The organism is Burkholderia sp. Ax-1719 (genome assembly GCF_011753055.1).
Classification (GTDB): Bacteria; Pseudomonadota; Gammaproteobacteria; order Burkholderiales; family Burkholderiaceae; genus Paraburkholderia.
Genome location: NZ_VWWJ01000069.1, coordinates 1 through 1,694, shown reverse-complemented (window position 1 = coordinate 1,694; position 1,694 = coordinate 1). Strand labels below are relative to the sequence as shown.

Below are 1,694 nucleotides of genomic sequence, written 5' to 3'. Positions count from 1 at the left end.
TGCGTATCGGCGTCGGCGAACACGTACAGCTGGCCGCCGCGCGCACGCACTTCCTGCATGTTCGACTTGAGCTTTTCGAGCAGCGCGTCGTTCGGCGCAACCGTCACCACCGGCATGGCTTCCGTCACCAGCGCGAGCGGGCCGTGCTTGAGTTCGCCGGCCGGATACGCTTCCGCATGGATGTAGGAGATTTCCTTGAGCTTGAGCGCGCCTTCCAGCGCGATCGGGTAATGCAGCCCACGGCCGAGGAACAGCGCGTTTTCCTTGCGCGCGAACTCTTCCGACCACGCGATGATCTGCGGCTCCAGCGCCAGCACGCCGTTGAGCGCCGCCGGCAGGTGGCGCAGCAGCTTCAGATAGGTGGCTTCCTGCTCCGCGCTCACGTGGCCGCGCAGCTTGCCCAGCGTCACCGCAAGGATGAACAGGCCGACGAGCTGCGTGGTGAACGCCTTGGTCGACGCCACGCCGATTTCGCGGCCCGCGTGCGTGAGGAACTTGAATTCGGTGAGGCGCACCATCGCGCTGGTCGCCACGTTGCACACGGCCAGCGTGTGCTCCATGCCGAGCGATTGCGCGTGCTTGAGCGCGGCGAGCGTGTCCGCCGTTTCACCCGACTGCGAAATCGTCACCACCAGCGAGCGCGGGTTCGGCACCGATTCGCGGTAGCGGTATTCGCTGGCGATTTCGACATCCGTGCGGATCTTCGCCACGGTTTCGAGCCAGTACTTGGCCGTGAGGCCCGCGTAGTAGCTGGTGCCGCAGGCGAGGATCAGGATGCTGTCGATGCCCTTGAACACTTCGGCCGCGTTGTCGCCGAACAGCACCGGATCGAAGGCTTCGTCGGCGGCGGGAATCGTGTCGGCGATCGCGCGCGGCTGCTCGAAGATTTCCTTCTGCATGTAGTGGCGATACGGGCCGAGATCGACCGCGTCGCCATAGCCGCCATACGCCTGCACGTCGCGCTGTTCGCGCGTGACGGCGTTGCCCGCGCGATCGGCGATGCGCACGCCTTCGAGCGAAATTTCGCAGACGTCGCCTTCTTCCAGATAGCTGATGCGGCTCGCGCTGCCCGCGATTGCCAGGCCGTCCGAAGCGAGGAAGTATTCGCCTTCGCCATAGCCCACCACGAGCGGCGAACCCGCGCGCGCGCCCACCACCACATGCGGCTGGTCCTTGTGCACCACGCCGATCGCATACGCGCCCGCGAGCTGCTGCACGGCTTCGCGCACGGCGGCGAACAGATCGCCCTTGTAGAGGCTGTGGATCAGGTGAGCGATGACTTCGGTGTCGGTCTGCGAGACGAACTCGTAGCCCTTCGCGCGCAGCATGTCGCGCAGCGCTTCGTAGTTTTCGATGATGCCGTTGTGCACGATCGCCATTGCGTCGCGCGAGAAGATCGGGTGCGCGTTGTTGACCGTGGGCGCGCCGTGCGTGGCCCAGCGCGTGTGCGCGATGCCGGTCACGCCTTCGAAGTGCGCCTCGCGCACCTGTTCGTCGAGTTCGGCCACGCGCGAGACGCTGCGCACGCGCTGCGGGCCGGCCGCCGTGACGGTGGCCACGCCGCAGGAGTCGTAGCCGCGGTATTCGAGCCGCCGCAGCCCTTCGATAAGAACGGGAACGATATTACGTTGCGCTACTGCGCCGACGATGCCGCACATGGAGTTCGATCCTTTGCAATGAGAGGCGGGGCGGCC

Annotated in this window: 1 protein-coding gene; it reads right to left on the bottom strand. The window is 66.1% G+C overall.

Going from position 1 to position 1,694, the window contains the following annotated elements; all coding sequences use genetic code 11:
* On the bottom strand, nt 1-1,658 hold a 1,658-nt coding region (glmS, locus tag F3J17_RS35875), incomplete at its 3' end, for a glutamine--fructose-6-phosphate transaminase (isomerizing) (protein WP_167070558.1).
* Between the last annotated feature and the right edge of the window lie 36 nt (nt 1,659-1,694).